Annotated in this window: 17 protein-coding genes; 9 read left to right on the forward strand and 8 right to left on the reverse strand. The window is 69.2% G+C overall.

Features of this window, described 5'->3' with window-relative positions:
- The first annotated feature begins 8 nt into the window (after nt 1–8).
- Both HPA02_RS02740 and proX read left to right on the forward strand, forming a co-directional pair.
- Nucleotides 9–164, forward strand: coding sequence for a 2Fe-2S iron-sulfur cluster-binding protein (locus HPA02_RS02740; RefSeq protein WP_371832414.1), 156 nt, complete (start codon nt 9–11; stop codon nt 162–164).
- A gap of 218 nt (nt 165–382) precedes the next feature.
- Nucleotides 383–1,393, forward strand: a complete 1,011-nt coding sequence (gene proX / locus HPA02_RS02745; protein WP_146801541.1) for a glycine betaine/L-proline ABC transporter substrate-binding protein ProX — start codon at nt 383–385, stop codon at nt 1,391–1,393.
- 72 nt (nt 1,394–1,465) lie between these two features.
- Here proX and HPA02_RS02750 read toward each other — a convergent pair whose 3' ends face one another.
- The 3 genes from HPA02_RS02750 to HPA02_RS02760 form a co-directional block, all read right to left on the reverse strand.
- The gene (locus HPA02_RS02750) at nt 1,466–3,502 is read right to left on the reverse strand and encodes an NADH:flavin oxidoreductase (RefSeq protein ID WP_146801542.1); all 2,037 of its coding nucleotides are present in this window, start codon (nt 3,500–3,502) and stop codon (nt 1,466–1,468) included.
- 177 nt (nt 3,503–3,679) lie between these two features.
- The gene (locus HPA02_RS02755) at nt 3,680–4,339 is read right to left on the reverse strand and encodes a TetR/AcrR family transcriptional regulator (RefSeq protein ID WP_146801543.1); all 660 of its coding nucleotides are present in this window, start codon (nt 4,337–4,339) and stop codon (nt 3,680–3,682) included.
- A 95-nt stretch (nt 4,340–4,434) separates the two neighbouring features.
- Nucleotides 4,435–5,328, reverse strand: coding sequence for an MBL fold metallo-hydrolase (locus HPA02_RS02760; RefSeq protein WP_146801544.1), 894 nt, complete (start codon nt 5,326–5,328; stop codon nt 4,435–4,437).
- 138 nt (nt 5,329–5,466) lie between these two features.
- Here HPA02_RS02760 and HPA02_RS02765 point away from each other — a divergent pair, with 138 nt between their 5' ends.
- Nucleotides 5,467–6,429 carry a GlxA family transcriptional regulator gene (locus tag HPA02_RS02765; protein ID WP_146801545.1) on the forward strand — a complete coding sequence of 321 codons (963 nt, stop codon included), beginning with the start codon at nt 5,467–5,469 and terminating at the stop codon, nt 6,427–6,429.
- 18 nt (nt 6,430–6,447) lie between these two features.
- Here the strand turns inward: HPA02_RS02765 and HPA02_RS02770 are convergent, their stop codons facing one another.
- The 5 genes from HPA02_RS02770 to HPA02_RS02790 form a co-directional block, all read right to left on the reverse strand.
- The gene (locus HPA02_RS02770) at nt 6,448–7,581 is read right to left on the reverse strand and encodes a PQQ-dependent sugar dehydrogenase (RefSeq protein WP_146801546.1); all 1,134 of its coding nucleotides are present in this window, start codon (nt 7,579–7,581) and stop codon (nt 6,448–6,450) included.
- Nucleotides 7,582–7,628: 47 nt separating this feature from the next.
- A complete protein-coding gene (locus HPA02_RS02775) occupies nt 7,629–8,834 on the reverse strand; it encodes an efflux RND transporter periplasmic adaptor subunit (protein WP_146801547.1) in 1,206 nt (401 codons plus the stop codon).
- A 9-nt stretch (nt 8,835–8,843) separates the two neighbouring features.
- Nucleotides 8,844–11,195, reverse strand: coding sequence for an ABC transporter permease (locus HPA02_RS02780; RefSeq protein ID WP_146801548.1), 2,352 nt, complete (start codon nt 11,193–11,195; stop codon nt 8,844–8,846).
- Nucleotides 11,192–11,908 (reverse strand): ABC transporter ATP-binding protein, encoded by a 717-nt coding sequence (locus HPA02_RS02785; RefSeq protein WP_146801549.1) that lies wholly within the window; start codon nt 11,906–11,908, stop codon nt 11,192–11,194. The genes HPA02_RS02780 and HPA02_RS02785 overlap by 4 nt, the downstream gene beginning before the upstream one ends.
- 78 nt (nt 11,909–11,986) lie before the next feature.
- On the reverse strand, nt 11,987–12,880 hold the full coding sequence (locus tag HPA02_RS02790; protein ID WP_146801550.1) for an AEC family transporter: 894 nt from the start codon (nt 12,878–12,880) through the stop codon (nt 11,987–11,989).
- Between the two features lie 213 nt (nt 12,881–13,093).
- Here HPA02_RS02790 and glyA point away from each other — a divergent pair, with 213 nt between their 5' ends.
- The 6 genes from glyA to HPA02_RS02820 form a co-directional block, all read left to right on the forward strand.
- Entirely contained in the window at nt 13,094–14,398 is a 1,305-nt protein-coding gene (gene glyA, locus HPA02_RS02795; RefSeq protein WP_146801551.1) for a serine hydroxymethyltransferase, read from the forward strand.
- A 47-nt stretch (nt 14,399–14,445) separates the two neighbouring features.
- A complete protein-coding gene (locus tag HPA02_RS02800; protein WP_146801552.1) occupies nt 14,446–15,696 on the forward strand; it encodes a sarcosine oxidase subunit beta family protein in 1,251 nt (416 codons plus the stop codon).
- Between the two features lie 12 nt (nt 15,697–15,708).
- Nucleotides 15,709–16,050 carry a sarcosine oxidase subunit delta gene (locus HPA02_RS02805; protein ID WP_146801553.1) on the forward strand — a complete coding sequence of 114 codons (342 nt, stop codon included), beginning with the start codon at nt 15,709–15,711 and terminating at the stop codon, nt 16,048–16,050.
- Nucleotides 16,047–19,097: a sarcosine oxidase subunit alpha family protein gene (locus tag HPA02_RS02810; protein ID WP_146801554.1), complete on the forward strand. Its 3,051-nt coding sequence runs from the start codon at nt 16,047–16,049 to the stop codon at nt 19,095–19,097. Before HPA02_RS02805 ends, HPA02_RS02810 begins: the two co-directional genes overlap by 4 nt.
- On the forward strand, nt 19,090–19,725 hold the full coding sequence (locus HPA02_RS02815; protein ID WP_146801555.1) for a sarcosine oxidase subunit gamma: 636 nt from the start codon (nt 19,090–19,092) through the stop codon (nt 19,723–19,725). Before HPA02_RS02810 ends, HPA02_RS02815 begins: the two co-directional genes overlap by 8 nt.
- Nucleotides 19,726–19,828: 103 nt before the next feature.
- The coding region (locus tag HPA02_RS02820) for a formyltetrahydrofolate deformylase (protein WP_146801556.1) at nt 19,829–20,618 on the forward strand (790 nt) is incomplete at its 3' end.

The following is a 20,618-nucleotide window of genomic DNA, read 5'->3' on the forward strand; positions in this document are numbered from 1 at the left end:
CCTGCGGCATGGGGCTCTTTTCCCCCGGTACCTGCCGGGTGCCCCTCACCGCCGGCCAGGTGGACATGGAGCACAACGGCGGCATCACCGACGAGGACGTGGCCGAGGGCTATATCCTCTCCTGCTGCAGCAAGCCGCTGGGCGACGTGGTGGTCGATTACTGATCGCCCCTCGGTGTCTCCCAAAGTCCCCGCCCGCGATCGATAAAAGCGCCCCATGCCGTCTCAACGACATGGGGCTTTTTGCAACCTGACCGACGAAGCCAAGCGGGGCGAACGCCCCGGCGGCTTGTCTTGGTTGTTCACCCCGGCGCCGACACCCGGGTCTCCTGGGGCCGGCGCCGGATCGCACGACCGCAATAACCACAACAACGAGGTAAGTCATGACGTTGATTCGCAGGAAACCGTTGCTGGCCGCCCTGGCGTTGGCCACCGCCGCCCTGACGCCGCTGCCCGCCCTGGCCGAGGCGCGGCCGGGGGAGGGCGTGAGCGTAACTCCCATCTTCCCCTCGGTGGCCGAGGAGCACTTCCGCGGCCAGATCGCCATCATGGGCCTGGAGGAGCTGGGCTATGCGGTGGAGGCGCCCCGGGAGACCGAATACGCCGGCATCCTCCTGGGCCTGGCCTATGGCGAGGGAGACTTCACCGTCCATGCCTGGGACAAGCTCCACGACGACTTCTATCAGCAGGTCGGCGGCGACGAGGCCCTGGTCAAGGCCGGCGAGATCATTCCCGGGGTGCTCCAGGGCTACCTGATCGACCGGGCGACCGCCGAGGCGCACGGCATCAGTTCCCTCGAGGACCTGCGTGACCCGGAGATCGCCGCGCTCTTCGATGTCGATGGCGACGGCCGGGCCGACCTCACCGGCTGCAATCCCGGCTGGGGCTGCGAGCAGGTGATCGACTACCACCTGCTCTCCTACGGCCTGGCGGACACCGTCACCCATCATCGTGGCCCCTACTTCTCGCGGATGGCCGACACCATCGCTCGCCACGAGCAAGGCGAGTCGATCCTCTACTATACCTGGGTGCCGCAGTGGATCTCCGGGGTGCTGGTGCCGGGTGAGGACGTGGTCTGGCTGGAGGTGCCGCATACCTCGCTGCCGGACGGCAACAACGACGTGAATACCCACTTCAATGGCCAGAACCTGGGCTTCGCGGTGGATGCCCTCCAGGCGCTGCTCAATCGCGACTTCGCCGAGCAGAATCCCGCCGCCCGCGAGTTTCTCGCCCGGGTGCAGCTCACCACCGAGGACGAGAGCGCCCAGAACCTGCGCATGCAGGAGGGCGAGGCCAGCCCCGAGGACATTCGCCGTCACGCCGCCGAGTGGATAGAAGCGCATCGCGACCAGTTCGATGCCTGGCTCGCCGAGGCCCGTGCCGCCGCCGACTAAGGCCTTGTCTCAGCTCGTGAAATAGCCAATGGGCGCCCCTGATGGGGCGCCCGTTGGCGTTGGGCCTTGGCCTCACAGCTCCTTGACTAGCCGTAGGGCGTCGTAGATGGCCGCATGGGTATTGCGGGGCGCCACGGCGTCGCCGATCCGAAATAGCTGGAATCCCCCGGCCGGGTTGCGTGTGACGGCCTGGGGCTTGCCCGCGATCAGGGCGTCGTAGTCCACCTCGCCAGCGTTGCGGGAGTGCGGCTTGAGTGCCACGTAGAGTTCCTCCATCGGCGTGATGCCGTAGTTGACCACCACCTGGTCGAGGCGTCGCTGGTGATCCAGGTCCAGGTAGTCGCTGCCTATGGTGGCGAGCAGTTCGCCGCCGTCGCGCCGCACGGAGTCCAGCCGGTAGGTGGGCGTAAAGGTGACGTTGGGGCGTTGCAGGGCGCGCATGTAAGGCACCAGGTTCATGGCCATGATCTCCGCCGAGAAGGTACGGTCCGGGGTCATGATCTCGAGCTCGGCGCCGCTGGCGGCGATGATCTCGGCGGCCTGCAGGGCGGCGTGGTCGCCGGCCTCGTCGAACAGCAGCACCCGCTTTCCCGGTGCCACGTGGCCGGAGAGGATGTCCCAGCTGGTGATCACCAGGTCGTGGCCCTGCGCCGGCTGATCCTCCGCGGGGAAGCCGCCGGTGGCGACGATCACCACCTCGGGGGCCTCGGCCAGCACGTCCTCCGCCTCGGCCCAGACGTTGTAGCGGATCTCGACGCCCAAGGCCTCGCACTGGGCCAGGCGCCAGTCGATGATGCCCAGCATCTCGCGGCGCCGCTCGCTCTGGGCGGTGAGGCGCACCTGGCCGCCGGCATCGCTGGCGGCCTCCAGCACCAGCACCCGATGCCCCCGCTCGGCGGCGACCCGGGCGGCCTCCAGCCCCGCGGGCCCGGCGCCGATAATCACCACCCGACGCTGCTGCGTTGCCTTGGGGATGGTGTGGGGCAGGGTGGTTTCCCGCCCGGTGGCGGCGTTGTGGATGCAGTAGGCGGCGCCGCCCTGGTAGATGCGGTCGAGGCAGTAGTTGGCGCCGACGCAGGGGCGGATCGTCTCCTCGCGACCTTCCACGATCTTGCGCACGATATGCGGGTCGGCCATATGGGCGCGGGTCATGCCGACCACGTCCACCTTGCCCGAGGCGATGGCGTGACGGGCGGTGGCCACGTCCTGAATCTTGGCGCCGTGGAAGGTGGGGAAGTCGACCCGGCGCTTGATCTCGCCGGCGAAGTCCAGGTGCGGGGCGCTGGGCATGCCCTGGATGGGAATCACATCGGTGAGCCCCGGGTCGGTGTCGATATGCCCGCGCACCACGTTGAGGAAGTCGACCAGGCCGCTGGCCTTCAGGCGGTGCGAGATCTCCAATCCTTCCTCGGCGGTCAAGCCGCCCTCCAATCGCTCGTCGCCGGTGTAGCGCACGCCGACGATAAAGTCGTCGCCGACCCGTTGGCGAATGGCGCTGAGCACCTCGAAGCCGAAGCGCAGCCGGTTGTCGAGGCTGCCGCCGTAAGGGGCGTCGAGGGTATTGGTCAGCGGCGACCAGAACTGATCCAGCAGGTGGCCGTAGGCCTGCAGCTCGATGCCGTCGAGGCCCGCGGCCTGCATGCGCTCGGCGGCATCGGCGTAGTCCTGGATCAGGCGCTCGATATCCCACGCCTCGACCCGCTTGGGAAAGGCGCGGTGGGCAGCCTCGCGGCGGTGCGAGGTCGACACCGCCGGCAGCCAGTCGCCCTTGTCCCAGCGGGTGCGCCGTCCCAGGTGGGTGAGCTGGATCATCACCGCGGTGCCGTGCTCGTGGCAGGCGTCGGCGAGCTCGCGCAGCCAGGGCACCACCTCGTCCCGGTAGGCGAGGATATTGTTGAATACCGGCGGGCTGTCCCGGGCCACCGCCGCCGAGCCCGCGGTCATGGTCAGACCGATGCCGGCTCGCGCCCGCTCGACGTGATACTCGCGATAGCGTGCCTTGGGCATGCCGTCTTCCGGGTAGGCGGGCTCGTGGGCGGTCATCATCAGGCGGTTCTTCAGGGTCAGGTGCTTTAGCCGGAAGGGTTGCAGCAGCGGGTCGTTGGTCATGGTCGAGCCTCGTGGTGGTGGTTGTTCTCGAGGGCGGGGCGGTCCGAATGTGCAGTACCGTATTCATAGTGTTCATAGGTGTACATTCGGCGGCGCAGGATGGCCAGGACGGGACGCCGACGGGCTCGGTCGCCGGCGCAATCCTGTATGTCGATGTCGTAGGAGGGATGCCTCGGGTCAGGAAGTGCCCGGGTCGGCGTTCGATGATGGCATATAGCCATGCCGGGCATGGAAGCGCTTGAGCTCCCGTTCCGTGGGGGGCTGGCCGGTGAAGATCTCCACATAGGCGGGGATGCGCGCCATGCGCACCGCCAGCGACTCCCGGGTCTTCATCGAGATATAGCCGATCTGGGTCAGGTAGATGGTGCGCCCGCGCACATTGGCCGCCAGGCCGTCATAGCCGTGGGCGACGAACAGCCGCGTCAGCGCCTCGATGCGCGCCTCGTCGGCGGCGTCGATCTCCCGGGTCACGGCCGCGGACTGCAGCGCCCAACTGCGCATGGCGAACTCCAGCTGGGCGTCGAAGAGGGTGGGGTCCAGCCAGCAGTCGAAGACATTGAGGACCGCCTCGACGATGCTCTCGGCATAGGCCTCGCTCTGGCGTACCAGGCCCCGGGTGTTCTTCTCCCGCCAGCGCTCGATCAGTGCCTCCAGCAGCGCCTCGCGATCCTTGAAGAACCAGTAGAAGCTGGTCCGCGAGAGCTTGAGGCGCTTGGCCAGGGGCAGGATGCGCACGCTGTCCACGCCGGATTCCAGCAGCAACTCGAAAGCCGCCTCGAGCCAGGCGTCCCGGGAGCCCTTGGCGGGCGTATCGGTGGCGTTATCGGCGGTGGGCATGGCGGCGCTCTCGCTCGGGAAAGAGCGAGCAGTGTACAGAGCTGTCCGTTTTCGGTACACGCCTCAGACCGCTCGGAGCCGAGGCGAGGCCGGTATTACCGCCCGGCGTGGTCCGGTCCGACGCTGATGACGTCGCCGTCGGCAGGAATTCGCACGCGATCCTCGATGCCTTGCTCGCTCACGTACTCGCGGAGCTCGTCGCGGCTCAGGGTCATATGGTTCACGGCGTCCAGATGCACCGCGATGATGGTGGCCTCGGGGGCCGCTCGATAGGCGCGCAGGGTGTCCTCCTTGCCTATGATGATGGGGTCTCCCTCGAAGCCGTCGACCTCGGCGGCACCGGCATTCAGCACGATCACTTCGGGCCGGTAGCGTTCCAGCGCCCGGTCGACCTCGTCGTGCCAGAGCGTATCGCCGACCACATAGGTGGTCGGCTGGCCCGGGGCCTCGAAGACCACGCCCATCACCTCGCCCAGGAGTGCCGCCAGCTCGGGGACGGCATAGATGGCGTCGGAGCCGTGCTGGCCGCCGGTGCGGTGGAGGCTGACTCCGCGGAACTCGGCGCTGTCCTCGAGGACGCGCACGTCGGTGAAGCCCTGGGCGCGAATCAGCTCGGCATCGGCCGCGTGCTGGGCGAATAGCGGGATCTCCTTGGGTAGCAGCGCCTGGGCCGCCTCGTCCCAGTGATCCAGGTGGGTATGGGTGACGATCACCGCGTCCACGCCGTCGATGATCTCCTGGACGGGCATTGGCAGCCCCACCAGCGGATTGCGTAGCTCGCTGCGATGGGTGCCCTCGAAGCCCGGGTAGGCGCCTTGTTCGGCCAGCATCGGGTCGATCAGGAAGGTGGTCTCATCATAGGTGAGCTTCACCGTGGCATTACGAATCTGCTGTACCTGCTGGGTGGGGGCGTCCGCCTCTGCCTGGGCGCCGCCGGCGACCAGGGCCGTGGCCAGCAGCAGGGAAGCGGTGAGGGGCTTGGGTGACATCTGGGGTCTCCTGAGTGTCGTGGTCGGTGAGAACACTCTAGGCGGATCGGCTCGGCCGGAAAATTGGCCCGTGAGTCGGTATTCGAAACTTTTGGGCCAACATGTCAGACTGGCCTCCTAACCCTCGGGAGGTGAATCATGTCCTTGCCCCGCGTGGGACTGATTCTCTATCCGCGTTTCAGCCCCTTTCATTTCTCGGTGCCCTATATGGTGTTCGGCATGGCCTGGTCCGAGCGGCCCCTGTTCGAGTTGCTTATCGTGGGGCCGGAGGGAGAGCCCCTGGAGGCCGAGCGGGCCATGACGGTACGCCCCGATGGTGGCCTGGAGCTGCTGGAAGAGGTGGATATCGCCGTGGTGCCCGGCTGGCACGACCTGGACGAGCCGCCGGCGCCAGAGTTGTCCGAGGCACTGATACGCTGCCATCGGCGGGGCGCCCATGTGGTGGGACTCTGTTATGGCGCCTATGCCCTGGCCTATGCCGGCTTGTTGGATGGCCGGCGGGCCTCCACCCACTGGGTGGCCGAGCGGGACTTCGGTCGCCGCTTCCCCGAGGTCGGCCTGGATACCAATGCCCTCTATGTAGAGGAAGATCGCCTGGTGACCTCCGCCGGTACCGCCGCCGGGCTGGACTGCTGCCTGTTCCTGGTGCGCGAGTATCATGGCGCGGGCATCGCCAACCAGGTGGCCCGTCTGCTGGTGGTACCTCCTCATCGGGAGGGGGGCCAGGCGCAATTTATCGAGCAGCCGGTGGCCATCTCCACCCAGGATGCCCAGATCAACCGCCTGCTCGACTACCTGCGCGAACACCTGGCCGAGGCGCACTCCCTCGATGCCCTGGCCGCCCGCACCGCCATGAGTCGGCGTACCTTTACCCGCCATTTCCACCGGGCCACCGGCATGACGGTGGGGCAGTGGCTGATCCACGAGCGTCTGCGGCGCAGCCGTGAGCTGCTGGAGACCAGTTCCCTGCCCATCGAACGCGTCGCCGAGCGCTGCGGTTTCCAGACCGCCACCGCCTTCCGCCAGCAGTTCCGACAACATTACCGGGTCAGCCCCCGGGAGTGGCGCAAGACCTTCGGCGGTCCAGGGGACGAGCGTTAATCGCGTGCTACGCCCGCGCTACGCCCGCGGTTCCAGCCGGTAGAGGCCGCCATCGCTCGCGTCGCTGAGCAGGTAGATGCGGCCGTCGGGGCCAACGCGCACGTCGCGGATACGGCCGATCTCGCCCTCCAGCAGCACCTCGCGCTCCACCACCCGGTCGCCGTCGACCACCAGGCGCACCAGGCGCTCGCTGCGCAGGCCGCCGGCCAGCAGGTGGCCCCGCCAGCCGGGGAAGGCGTCGCCACTCACCCAGGCCAGCCCCGAGGGGGCGAAGCGCCCCTCGAAGACATGCACCGGGTCGCGCATCCCGGGGCGGCTGTCGTCGCCGATGGGCAGGAAGGTCACATAGTCCCGGCCCCGGCTCACCTCCGGCCAGCCGTAGTTCGCGCCGGCCTCGATGCGGTTGAGCTCGTCGCCGCCCCGGGGGCCGTGTTCGCTGGCCCAGAGGCGGCCCTCGCCGTCCACCGTCAGGCCCTGGATATTGCGGTTGCCGAGGCTATAGAGCTCGTCGAGCACGGCGTCGTCGTCGACGAAGGGGTTATCCGCCGGCACGCCTCCCTCTTGGCTCAGGCGTAGCACGCCGCCGGCATGATCGCCGCCGTCCTGGGCCCGCGACGGATCGCGGCCGCGGTCGCCGATGCTCATCGCCAGGCTGCCGTCGGGGAGGAAGGCCAGGCGGCCGCCGTAGTGGCGGCCCGGGTCGGAGTAGCGGTCCTGGACGAAGAGGGTCGCGAGCTCGGTCAGGCCGGCATCACCCAGTCGTGCCCGGGCCAGGGCGGTGGCGCTGCCGCCGGGGCCGGGACGCGAGTAGGTGAAGTAGAGCCAGTCGTTGTCGCCGTCGCCACCGCCGAAGTCGGGAGGCAGGGCCAGATCGAGCAGGCCGCCCTGGCCGCGGGCCGAGACCGCCGGCAGGCCGTCGAGGGCGCGACGTGTGTCGCCTTCCAGCAGCCAGAGGCGGCCGCCGCGCTCGCTGACCAGCAGCCGGCCGTCGGGCAGCAAGGCCAGCGACCAGGGGTGGTTCAGGCCGTCGGCCAGGCGCACCAGGCGGAAGTCGTGGTGGTCGCTGGTCAGGTGCTCGTGAACCACCTCGGCGGCCGGGAGGGACAAGGGGGCGGCCAGCAGGCCGGCGATCAGGACGCGAAATAGCCGCATGGGGTCTCTCCAGGGGGAAGCTGCCACCAGCCTAGGCGGGGAGTCGCTCAGTCGTCCAGGCGCACCCGCAGGCCATCGTCGAGGCGCTCGCCGGGGTGGATCACCACCCGCTCGCCCTCGGCCAGGCCCTCGAGCAACTGGGTCGTCAGGCCGCTGCGCCGTCCCGGCGTCACCCGGTGCAGGTGGATGCGCTCGCCCTCCACCCGGAAGACGCTCCACTCGCCCTGCTGGCGGAAGAGGGCGCTGGTCGGCAGCTGCAGGGTGGCGTCGTCTTCCCAGAGCAGGAATTCCGCCTCGACTCGGAAGCCACTGCCCAGGCCCAGGACCGTCGGGTCGACCCCGGCGGCGAAGTCGACGATCACCGGCACCCGCTGCTCCTCCACCCCCAGCGCCGAGAGGCGCGTGAAGCCGCTCGGCTCGATGCGCCTGACCCGGCCGGGCAGGGGCTCGCCGCCCCAGGCCAGCAGGCGCACCGCCATGCCGGGACGCAGCCGCACCGCTTCCATGGAGAGCAGGTCCACCCGCACCTCCAGGTCCGCCAGGCGGCCCAGGGTGAGGATCGGCTCGCCCTCGCGGACGCTGCCCTCGCAGCAGCGCTGGCGCGCCATTACCCGGCCGTCGATGGGGGAGGGCACGGCCAGGGGGACGGTGGCGCCCTCCCGCTGACCGCCGACCACCGATAGCGCCGCCTGGGCGCCGGCCAGCTCGGAGCGGGCCGCCTCGACCTCGGCCTGGGCGGCGCGTTCCAGGGCCCGCTGGCGGTCGCGCTCGCTACGGTAGCGCTCCAGTTCGGTGGGCGAGACCAGCTGGCGCTCCTGCAGCCGGGCCTGGCGCTGGTATTCGGCATCGCCGAAGCGGCGTGCCGCCTGCTGCTGTTCCAGCCGGGCCTGGGCCGCGCGCCAGCGGGCCCGGGCCGCCTGCAACCGCTCCTCGGCCTGACGGCGGGCCCGGGCGTCCAGGGCCGGGGCCGGGCTCGGTTCCAGATAGAAGAGCGGCTGCCCCGCCGCCACCGGGTCGCCCACCTCCAGCTCGACCCGCCGCAGGTAGCCGGCGATGGGGGCGGTGATGGCGTAGCTGTCCCGCAACTGGGTGCGCCCCTCCTCGCGGACGCTCTCCTCGAAGGGGCCTCGGCTCACCAGGGCGGTATTGACCGCGGGAGGCGCCGGGCGCAGGGCCCAGGCCAGCAGCGCCAACAGGGCGAGGGCGATCAGGGCAAGGGCAAGGCGGCGCAGGCGACGCTGGGTCGGGGTCATCGGGGCTCCTTATTCCGGGGCCTTGAGCACGCTGAGGGTGTCGAAGCGGGCCAGGCGGCGCAGGGTCAGGGCCGCCACCGCCAGGGAGGCGAGGCATACGATCAGGGTAGCGAAGGCGAAGGGGCCGGGGCTCGGCCGGAAGGGCAGGCGGAAGAGGTCGTTGCTGAAGGCCTGGCCCAGCAGCCAGGCGAAGCCGGCGCCGATGGCCCAGCCCAGGGGCAGGGCCAGGGCGGTGAGCAGGGCCATCTCGGCCAGCAGCAGGCGGGCCACGGCGAGGCGGCCATAGCCCAGCACCCGCAGGGTGGCCAGTTCCCGGGCCCGCTCGGCGAAGGTGATACGGGCGTTGTTGTAGATGACGCCGATGGCGATGGAGGCGGCCAGGGTCACGAAGATCAGCGCGAAGGTGCCCAGGGTCTCGTCGATATAGTCGCGGATATGGGACTCGGCCTCCCCCAGCAGGCCGATGGCGGCGATTCGGGGGCGTTCGTTGAGGGCCTCGATCAGCGGCGCCTCGGCGGCGCTGTCGATCAGCAGCCAGGCGCCGCTCAGCGCCGGCCCCTCGCCCAGGGCCCGGGCCAGGGCGTCGCGGCGCAGGTAGGCGCCGACCCCGATGGGTTCGTCCACCACCCCGGCCAGGGGCAGCTCGAGGCGCGCCCGGCGCCCCTCCATGATCGCCACCTCCAGCATCTCGCCGGGTGCCACCCCCAGCCAGTCGGCCAGGAAGCGGGTCAGCAGCAGGCCCTCCTCGGGCAATGGCTGGGCCCGGCCCCGGGCATCGATCAACCGGCGCAGCGCCGGCTCCGGCTCGAGTCCCAGCAGGCTGGTGCGGTAACGGCGATGCGCCCGCTGCAGGGTCACCGGCACCCGGCGGAAGGGCTCCACCGCCCGCACCCCGGGCAGCTGGCGCAGCTCCCCCAGGGCCCGGGGGGAGCTGGCCTCGGCGAAGGTCAGCTCCAGGTCCATGCGCAGTACCTGGCGATACTGGAGATCGAGCATGGTATCGATGGCGCGGGCCTGATAGGCCCCCATCACCAGCAACCCCGCCGAGAGGGCGATGCCCAGCACCGAGAGGCTCGCCTTGGCGGGGTGGCGCCCCAGGTGGCGCAGCACCATGCGCCCCTCCTGGCCCAGCCCCAGGGGCAGGGCCTCCGGCCAGGTGCGCCGGAAACGCTGCGGCGCCGGCGGTCGCATGGCCTCGGCGGGGGGCCGGCGCACCGCCCGCCACACGGCCTGGGCCGCGCCGCTCAGGGCCGCCAGCAGCACCACCCCGAGCGAGAGCCCCAGCACCCACAGGGGCACCCGGAAGGGCAGGGCCGGGAAGCGAAAATACTCGGCATAGAGGCCGCCCAGGGCGGCGGCGCCCCAGGCGCCCAGGCCCGCCCCGAGCGCCCAGCCCAGGCTGACGATGGCGATGGCCAGCTGGGCGAAGTGCCAGGCCAGGGTGGCGTTGCCGTAGCCGAAGGCCTTGAGCACCGCCAGGGACTCCCGCTGGGTCTCGATCACCCGGCCGATCACCACATGCAGCAGGAAGGCCGCCACCAGCAGGAAGAGCGTCGGCAGCAGCCACGCCTGGGCGCGCTGCTGGGCCAGCTCCTCCTCGAGGAAGCGGTGGGACTGCTGGTCGTGGCGGGTCTGGGTGCCGGTGCTGCCGTAGCGGCCGAGCAGGGCGTCCAGGGCGGCGATTACCTCGCCCTCGATGGCGCCCGCCTGGAGGGTCACGCCGAGCTGGTTGAAGGCGCCCTCCAGGCCGGCGGCCCGCCCCAGGGGGCGCTGGTTCATCCACAGGATGGCGTAGCGCTCGTAGTCCGGCATCAGGTCGGTGGGGGCGACCTGGTAGAGGACGTCAGGGCTTCGGGCGATGCCGCTCAGGGTCAGGCGGGTCTGGCGCCCCTCGATGATCGCCCCCAGTCCATCGCCGGGGGCCAGGCCATGGGCCTCGGCGAAGGCGTCGCTGACCACCACCTGGTCATCCCGCGCCGGCAGCCGCCCGGCCACCAGATACAGGCGGTTAAGTTCGGGCTGCCGGCCGTCGGGCAGCGACAGCAGTTGGCCGCGAATCGGCGCCTCGACGCCAGCCAGGGTGAGGCGCACCGGTACGCGGATGCGCGGCGCGAGGTGGTTGACGCCGTCCAGGGTCTCCAGCCGCGCCACCAGGCTGAGGGGCGCCCGCTTGAGGTCGACGAAGAGCTCGGCGAAGCGGTGGCTGGCGTAGAAGTCGGCCTGGGCGCGCTGCAGGGCGTCCAGGGTGGTGACCGCCACCACCAGGGTGATCACCGCGCTGGCCACCACCGCGGCGATGGCCAGCCCCTGGCCCTTGAGGCGCCACAGCTCGCGCAGCAGCTTGCGTTGCAGGGCCCTCACCAGTGCAGCTCCGCCGCCGGTCGCCGGCGGTCGTTGTGCTGGATCGCTTCGACCCGGCCATCCTTGAGACGGATCACCCGGTCGGCCATCTCGCCGATCACCGCGTTGTGGGTGATGATCGCCACCAGGCTGCCCAGCTCCCGGTTGAGGCGCGCCAGAACCTCCAGCACGCGAATGCCGGTGGCGGAGTCCAGGGCCCCGGTGGGCTCGTCGCAGAGCAGCACCCGGGGACGCTTGGCGATGGCCCGGGCGATGGCCACCCGCTGCTGCTCGCCGCCGGAAAGCTGGGCGGGGAAGTGATCCAGGCGCGCTTCCAGGCCGACCCGGGCCAGGGCCTCCTCCGGGGGCATGGGGTCGACGCTGATCTCGGTGACCAGGGCCACGTTCTCCCGGGCGGTGAGGCTCGAGATCAGGTTGTAGAACTGGAAGACGAAGCCCACCTCGTCGCGGCGATAGCGGGTCAGGGCGCGGGCGCCGGCCCGGCTTAGCTCGCGGCCGGCGTAGCGCACGCTGCCGCTGGTGGGGGTATCCAGGCCGCCGAGAATATTGAGCAGGGTCGACTTGCCGGAGCCCGAGGCGCCCAGCAGCACCACCAGCTCGCCGTGATAGAGACGCAGGTCGACGCCCCGCAGGGCCTGGATGGTGACCTCCCCCAGGGCGTAGCTGCGGGTCAGGCCCCGCGTTTCGAAGAGGATCCGTTCCTGGGTGGGCATGGGCAGGCTGGTTCCGGGCCGCCGACACTTGGCCTTCTCAAGGTAGCACGGCGCCCGGCTCGACCCGCTTGATCTACGTCAGCCCGACGGCAGCAGGCCTTTTAGCAGGGCCAGCAGCAGCGGCAGATAGAGGAAGGCCAGCAGGGTGGAGCAGAACACCAGGCTGGCCACATAGGCGGGCTCGCGGCCGGCGCGCTGGGCGAAGAGGTAGTTGAAGACGGCGATCGGCATGCTCATCTGCAGCACCAGGATGCCGTGGGCCAGGGGCGGCAGCCCCAGCAGCCACCCCACCAGGTAGGCGAGCGTCGCCGCCGCCAGGGTGCGGATCAGGCTGAAGCCGACCCCGGAACGCAGGCTCTTGACCTGGATGCTGGCCAGCGAGACCCCCAGGGTGATCAGCATCAGCGGCACCGTGAAGCCGGAGATCAGCTCCAGGGTATTGTCGAGCCATAGTGGCAGGTCGGTGTCGGTGAGCAGGATCGCCAGGGCGATGACGATGGCATAGACGGTGGGGGTGCGGGCCAGGGTGCGCAGCGGATTGCCTTGGCTGGCCATGACGGTGCCGAAGGTGAACTGCACCAGGGAGACGGTGACCATCACCGCGATGCCGAAGGCGAAGCCGGCGCTGCCGAAGGCGTAGAGCACCACCGGCAGGCCCATGTTGCCGGTGTTGGGGTACATCATCGGCGAGATTACCACCCGCCAGGGTTTGCCGAGCAGCGGTGCCACCAGGAAGCTGGCCAGGCCCATGGTGGTGAGCACCAGCAGGGTGCCGAGCATGGTCAGGCCGAAGCTTCCGGCATCCACCTCGGCCCCGGAGAGGGAGGCGAGGATCAGCGCCGGGGTGCCGATATTGAAGACCAGCTTGGTGACGAACTCCACCGGGTAGGGGTGGCCCAGGCGCACCCACAGGAAGCCCAGGCTGGCGCCGATAAAGACCGGCGCCATCACGGCAAAGAGTTCGACAAGCATGGGCGCTCCTCGCTGGCGGTCAGGGGACGGCCATTGTCGTGAATCGGATGCTTAGAGGGCAAACGATTTCACGCGACTCCGGCCTTCGGGAAAAAGTTTGTCAGTCGCGACACCCGTGTCGCAAACGCACCGGGTCGTGACGTCGCCAAGCATCTTGGCCCCCAGGCCCAGGGATACCATCGCCGCAAACCACAACAATCTCTGGAGGCCGACATGACCCTGCGCAACGAGAGCCTGGCGCAATACGACACCCCCCTGGCCGCGGCCATCGCCGAAGAAGTGGCCCGTCAGGAGGCCCATATCGAGCTGATCGCGTCGGAGAACTACACCAGCCGCGCGGTGATGGAAGCCCAGGGCTCCCAGCTCACCAACAAGTATGCCGAGGGCTATCCGGGCAAGCGCTACTACGGTGGCTGCGAGTTCGTCGACAAGGTCGAGGCGTTGGCCATCGAGCGGGCCTGCGACCTGTTCGGCGCCGACTACGCCAACGTCCAGCCCCACTCCGGGGCCCAGGCCAACGCCGCCGTCTTTATGGCGCTGGTCCAGCCCGGCGACACCGTGCTGGGCATGAGCCTGGCCCACGGCGGTCACCTGACCCACGGCGCCGCGCCGAACTTCTCCGGCAAGCACTACAACGCCGTGCAGTACGGCCTCAACCCGGAGACCGGCGAGATCGACTACGAGGAAGTCGAGCGCCTGGCCCGCGAGCATCAGCCGAAGATGATCATCGCCGGCTTCTCCGCCTACTCCCGGGTGGTCGACTGGCGTCGTTTCCGCACCATCGCCGACGAGGTGGGCGCCTACCTGATGGTCGACATGGCCCACGTCGCGGGGCTCGTCGCCGCCGGCCTCTACCCGAGCCCGCTGCCCCACGCCCATGTGGTCACCACTACCACTCACAAGACCCTGCGTGGCCCCCGTGGCGGCCTGATCCTCTCCGCCCACGGCGACGAGGCGCTCCACAAGAAGCTCAACGGCGCGGTCTTCCCGGGCCAGCAGGGCGGCCCGCTGATGCACGTGATCGCCGCCAAGGCGGTGGCCTTCAAGGAGGCCATGAGCCAGGACTTCGTGCGCTACCAGCAGCAGGTGATCCGTAATGCCCAGGCCATGGCCGAGGTCTTTATCGAGCGCGGCTATGACGTGGTCTCCGGCGGCACCGACGACCACCTCTTCCTGGTCTCGCTGATCAAGCAGGGCGTCACCGGCAAGGACGCGGACGCCGCCCTGGGGCGCGCCCATATCACCGTCAACAAGAACTCGGTGCCCAACGACCCGCAGAGCCCCTTCGTGACCTCCGGCCTGCGCCTCGGCACCCCGGCGGTCACCGCCCGCGGCTTCGATGCCGCCGAGTGCACCGAGCTGGCCGGCTGGATCTGCGACATCCTGGATGCCCTGGCCGAGGGCGGCGACACCGCCGCCGTGGAGGCCGAGGTGCAGGCCAAGGTCGCCGAGGTGTGTGCCCGGCATCCGGTCTATGGCGCGGCCGTCGCCGAAACCGCCGTTGAAACCATCGCTTGAACCGGCCGCCGGGCGCCGCCCGGCGAGGCCGAACTGAGGAGACCCCTATGCAACGCTATTCTGGCTTCGGGCTGGTCAAGCACGCGCTGAGCCACCACGAGAACTGGCAGCGCCAGTGGCGCAACCCCACGCCGAAGAAACAGTACGACGTGATCATCGTCGGCGGCGGCGGCCACGGCCTGGCGACCGCCTACTACCTGGCCAAGGAGTTCGGCGTCACCAACGTGGCGGTGATCGAGAAGGGCTGGCTGGGCGGCGGGAATACCGCGCGCAACACCACCATCGTGCGTTCCAACTACCTGTGGGACGAGGCGGCGGCCCTCTACGAGCATGCCATGAAGCTGTGGGAGGGGCTCTCCCAGGACCTGAACTACAACGTCATGTTCTCCCAGCGGGGCGTGCTCAACCTGGGCCACACCCTGCAGGACATGCGCGATATCCAGCGCCGGGTCAATGCCAACCGCCTGAACGGCATCGACGGCGAGGTGCTGGACGCCAAGGGCGTGCAGGAGCTGGTGCCGATCATGGACTGCTCCAAGAATGCCCGCTACCCGGTACTGGGCGCCTCCTGGCAGCCTCGCGCCGGCGTGGCCCGCCACGACGCCGTGGCCTGGGGCTATGCCCGCGGCGCCGACGCCCTGGGCGTGGATATCCTCCAGCAGACCGAGGTCACCGGCTTCAAGATCCGCGACGGCCAGATCTATGGCGTGCACACCAACCGCGGCGATATCGAAGCCAAGACCGTGGGCTGCGTGGCCGCCGGTAACTCCGGGGTACTGGCCAAAATGGCCGGCTTCAAGTTGCCGCTGGAGTCGCATCCGCTGCAGGCCCTGGTCTCCGAGCCGATCAAGCCGATCCTCGACACCGTGGTGATGTCCAACCACGTGCATGGCTATGTGAGCCAGTCCGACAAGGGCGACCTGGTGATCGGCGCCGGCATCGACGGCTACAACGGCTATGGCCAGCGCGGCAGCTACCCCACCGTGGAGCACACCCTGCAGGCCATCGTCGAGATGTTCCCGATCTTCTCCCGGGTGCGTATGAACCGCCAGTGGGGCGGCATCGTCGACACCTGCCCGGACGCCTGCCCGATCCTCTCCAAGACCCCGGTGAAGGGCCTGTTCTTCAACTGTGGCTGGGGTACCGGGGGCTTCAAGGCCACCCCGGGCTCGGGTCATGTGTTCGCCGCCAGCCTGGCCAAGGGCGAGATGCACCCCATCGCCGAGCCCTTCTCCATGTTCCGCTTCCACAGCGGGGCCCTGATCGACGAGCACGGCGCCGCCGGCGTGGCCCACTAAGGAGAATTCGCCATGTTCTATATCTACTGCCCCTACTGCGGCGAACACCGCGAGGAAGAGGAGTTTCACCCCAAGGGCCAGGCGCATATCGAGCGACCCAAGGACCCCGAGGCGTGCAGCGACGAGGCGTGGGGCGACTACCTGTTCTTCCGTGACAACCCCCGGGGCGTGCACCACGAGCTGTGGGTGCATGCGGTGGGGTGCCGCAAGTTCTTCAATGTCACGCGTCACACCGTGACCTACGAGATCCTCGAGACCTACAAGATGGGCGAGCAGCCGTCGATCACCGCCGATGCCCAGGGCCAGCCCCGCGAGGCCGTGGCGGCCAGCCGTCAAGAAGGAGTGCGCGCATGAGCCAGTCCAAGAAACAAGTGCACCGCCTGGCCAAGGGCGGTCGGATCGATCGCTCCCGCACCCTGAGCTTCACCTTCAATGGCCAGAGCTACCAGGGCCACCCGGGGGACACCCTGGCCTCGGCGCTGCTCGCCAATGGCGTGGATATCGTCAACCGCAGCTTCAAGTACTCGCGGCCCCGGGGCATCGTCGCCGCCGGCGCCGAGGAGCCCAATGCCATCGTTCAGCTGGGTAGCACCGAGGCGGCCCAGGTGCCCAACGTGCGGGCCACCCAGCAGGCGCTGTTCGCCGGCCTGACCGCCCGCAGCACCAACGGCTGGCCCAATGTGCAGCGCGACCTGATGGGCCTGTTCGGCAAGCTGGGTGGCAAGTTCATGCCCCCGGGCTTCTACTACAAGACCTTCATGGCCCCGGCCTCGCTGTGGATGACCTACGAGAGGTACATCCGCAAGGCCGCCGGCCTGGGGCGCAGCCCCATGGAAGCCGATCCGGACACCTACGACCACCTGCACCAGCACTGCGATGTCCTGGTGGTAGGGGGCGGTGCCGCCGGCCTGGCCGCGGCCCTGGCCGCCGCGCGCAGCAGTGCGCGGGTGATCGTCGCCGACGAGCAGGAAGAGATGGGCGGCTCGCTGCTGGATAGCCGCGAGACCCTGGATGGCAAGCCCGCGGACCAGTGGGTGGCTCAGGTCGTCAAGGAGCTGGCCGGGTACGACAACGTCACCCTGTTGCCGCGTACCACCGCCAACGGCTACCACGATCATCACTTCGTCACCCTGCACGAGCGGCGCACCGAGCACCTCGGCGAGACCGCCCCCCTGGTGAAGGGACGCCGTCAGGTGCGCGCCCGCATGCACCGGGTGCGTGCCGGCCAGGTGATCCTGGCCACCGGCGCCCACGAGCGGCCGCTGGTCTACGCCGGCAACGATGTGCCGGGCAATATGCTGGCCGGCGCCGTCTCCACCTATATTCGCCGCTATGGCGTGGCGCCGGGCCACAAGCTGGTGCTCACCACCAGCAACGACTACGGCTATCGCGCCGCCCTCGACTGGAAGGAGGCGGGTCGCGAGGTGGTGGCCATCGTCGATGCCCGCCAGTCTCCGGCCGGCGACTGGGTGGAAGCCGCCCGCGCCCAGGGCATCAAGATCATCACCGGCAGCGCCGTGATCGAGGCCAAGGGCGGGAGCCGCGTCAGCGCGGCGCGGGTCGCCAAGATCGATATCGACGCCTTCCAGGTCAGCGGCCCGGCCCAGGAACTGGCCTGCGACACCATCGCCAGCTCCGGCGGCTATAGCCCGGTGATTCACCTGGCGTCCCACACCGGTGCCCGGCCCACCTGGCGCGACGATATTCTCGGCTTCGTGCCGAGCCTGGTGAAGGGCGTCCACGCCTGCGGCGGGGCCAACGGCACCTATGCCCTGGGCGAGGTGCTCGCCGAGGGCGTGGAGGCCGGCATCAAGGCCGCCGCCGTCACCGGCCATGCCGCCCCGGCGGTGAGCCTGCCCCAGGTCAAGGCCCTCAAGCAGGGCCCGGCGGCGCCGCTCTTCCAGGTGCCCCACGAGAAGCCGACCCTGCGCGCGCCCAAGCAGTTCGTCGACCTGCAGAACGACGTCACCGCGGCGGGCATCGAGCTGGCCACCCGCGAGGGCTTCGAGTCCATCGAGCACGTCAAGCGCTACACCGCCATGGGCTTCGGCACCGACCAGGGCAAGCTGGGCAACATCAATGGCATGGCCATCGCCGCCCGCTGCCTGGGTCGCCCCATCCCCGAGGTGGGCACCACGGTGTTCCGTCCCAACTACACCCCGGTGACCTTCGGTGCCATCGTCGGCCGTCACTGCCGCGACCTCTTCGATCCGGAGCGCTACACCGCCCTGCATCAGTGGCACGTGGAGCACGGCGCCGAGTTCGAGGACGTGGGCCAGTGGAAGCGCCCCTGGTACTACCCGCAGACCGTCAACGGCAAGGTCGAGACCCTGCACGAGGCGGTGGCTCGGGAGTGCAGTGCGGTGCGCGAGAAGGTCGGCATCCTCGACGCCTCGACCCTGGGCAAGATCGATATCCAGGGCCCCGACGCCCGGGAATTCCTGGCCCGCGTCTACACCAACAAGTGGGAGAAGCTGGCGGTCGGCAAGTGCCGCTACGGCCTGATGTGCAAGGACGACGGCATGGTCACCGACGACGGCGTGACCAGCTGCCTGGCCGACAACCACTTCCTGATGACCACCACTACCGGCGGCGCCGCGGCGATCCTCGAGTGGCTGGAGCTGTGGCACCAGACCGAGTGGCCGGAGCTGGATGTCTACTTCAGCTCGGTGACCGACCACTGGGCCACCATGACCATCACCGGCCCCGAGGCGCGCAAGCTGCTGGCGGAAATAACTGACATAGATTTGGATAAAGAAAGCTTCAAATTTATGGAGTGGCGGGCCGGCAAGGTGGCGGGCGTGCCGGCGCGGGTCTATCGCATCTCCTTCACCGGCGAGCTGACCTTCGAGATCAACGTCCAGGCCAACTACGCCATGCATGTCTGGCAGACCCTGTTCAAGCACGGCGAGAAGTACGGCCTGACCCCCTACGGCACCGAGACCATGCACGTCCTGCGCGCCGAGAAGGGCTTTATCATCGTCGGCCAGGACACCGATGGCTCGGTGACCCCGGAAGACCTGGGGATGCAGTGGTGCGTGGGCTACGACAAGCCGTTCTCGTGGATCGGCAAGCGGGCCCTGACCCGGTCCGACACCAAGCGCGAGAACCGCAAGCAACTGGTGGGCCTCAAGCCCAAGGACCCCAAGGTGGTGCTGGAGGAGGGCGCGCAGATCGTCTTCGATCCCAAGCACGCCATCCCCATGCCGATGGCCGGGCACGTGACCTCCAGCTACTACAGCCCGACCCTGGACTCCGGCTTCGCCCTGGCGGTGGTCAAGGGTGGCCACCAGAAGATGGGCGAGACCGTCTACCTGCCCATGGCGGATGGCCAGACCCATGAAGCCAAAATCGTCAGCCCGATCTTCTACGACCCCAAGGGAGAGCGCCAGAATGTCTAACGCGGCTACCTTCGATACCCGTACCGATAGCGCCATCCCGGTGGAGTCGCCGCTGGCCTACAGCTACCGCCGCAGTGGGGCGCCGGCGGCCGGCCCCGAGAGCCGCGTCACCCTGCGCGAGCGGGCCCTGCTGGGCCAGCTGGTGCTGCGCGGCGGCGCCATCGTCCTCGACGAGGCGGTGCGCGAGGTGCTGGGCCTGGGCCTGCCCGGCGAGCCCCAGGGGCTGGTCCAGGACGAGCGCGGCGAGCGCTCGATCCAGTGGCTCTCCCCGGACGAGTGGCTGGTGATCGTCCCCGGCGGCGAGGAGTTCGAGCTGGAGACCCGGCTGCGCGAGCGCCTGGGCGACGCCCACTACGCCATCAGCGACGTCAGCGGCGGCCAGACCCTGCTGGAACTGGAAGGCGAGGCGGCCCGTGAGCTGCTGATGAAGACGGTGATCTACGACGTCCACCCCAGTCACTTCCCGGTGGGCCGGGGCGTGACCACGGTCTTCGCCAAGGCCACCGCCATCGTCCGCCGCCCCTCCGAGGAGCGCTGGGAACTGGTGGTGCGTCGCAGCTTCGCCGACTACTGTTATCGCTGGCTGCTCGACGCCGGCGAGGAGTACGCCATCGGCGTGGTACGCTGAACGCAATGATCAAGGTCGGGGGCAGGGCGCACCAGGCTCCCGGCTCGGCCATCTTCAGGGGGGCCGGCAACGGCCCCCTGTTTTTTTGAGTGAGGCACCCATTATGAGCCAAGCAGCTTCCACCTGGATCCTGGCCGCCCAGTGCCCCAGCCGTCTGGGCACCGTGGACGTGGTCACCCGCTTCCTCAAGGAGAACCGCTGCTATATCACCGAGCAGCACTCCTTCGATGATCGGCTCAGCGAGCGGTTCTTCATCCGTACTGAATTCCGCCCCCTGGACGACGACTTCTCCGCCGAGGCCTTCCAGGCCGCCTTCGCCGAGCGCGCCGGCGAGTTCGGCATGGCCTTCGAGTTGACCCCGCCGGGTACCCGCATGCCGGTGGTGATCATGGTCTCCAAGGCCGACCACTGCCTGAACGACCTGCTCTACCGCTACCGCACCGGGCAGCTGCCCATCGAGATTCGCGCCATCGTCTCCAACCACCCGGATCTGGCGCCCCTGGCCGAGTGGCACGACATTCCCTATCACCACTTCCCCATCACCGCCGAGACCAAGGCCGAGCAGGAGGCTCAGGTGTGGGAGGTGATCGAGTCCAGCGGCGCCGAACTGGTGATCCTGGCGCGCTATATGCAGGTGCTCTCCAGCGACCTCTGCACCAAGCTCAGCGGCCGGGCGATCAATATCCACCACTCCCTGCTGCCCGGCTTCAAGGGCGCCAAGCCCTACCACCAGGCCTACGACAAGGGCGTCAAGCTGGTCGGTGCCACCGCCCACTACATCAATGATGACCTGGATGAAGGGCCGATCATCACCCAGGGCGTCGAGCCGGTCAGCCACGCCGACTACCCGGAAGACCTGGTGGCCAAGGGGCGTGATATCGAATGTCTGACCC

Source organism: Bisbaumannia pacifica (assembly GCF_007989625.1).
Taxonomy (GTDB): Bacteria; Pseudomonadota; Gammaproteobacteria; order Pseudomonadales; family Halomonadaceae; genus Bisbaumannia; species Bisbaumannia pacifica.